Here is a 257-nt window from a genome sequence, read left to right as displayed (position 1 = left end):
GCCTTGTCCAGCGTACTCGACAAGGCGCTCCTGCTAATGCGTACGCTGCTGGCGGGTAGTCACGAACCGAACATCGCCTCAGCCGAGCCGGCCCAAACCGCCTTGACGAAAAACATCGACGCGCTGGAGCGCGAAATACGCCTGCTGCAGACCGAACTGCAGGTTCGGCAAATGCTGGCTACCAACACAGCCAGCCTCGTGCTCGATAGACATGCGGGTGGTGCCGATGCTTCGCGCACCGTCGAGCAAGGTGACCC

General features: G+C 61.9%; 1 protein-coding gene. It reads left to right on the top strand.

The annotated features are described in order from the left end of the window. Positions 1-36: 36 nt before the first annotated feature. On the top strand, positions 37-257 hold a 221-nt coding region (locus KMS84_RS44705), incomplete at its 3' end, for a hypothetical protein (protein WP_256921629.1).

This window comes from Streptomyces hilarionis (assembly GCF_024539675.1).
GTDB lineage: Bacteria > Actinomycetota > Actinomycetes > Streptomycetales > Streptomycetaceae > Streptomyces > Streptomyces hilarionis.
The sequence above is the reverse complement of the archived record's forward strand: the minus strand, read 5'-3'. Positions and strand labels throughout refer to the sequence as shown.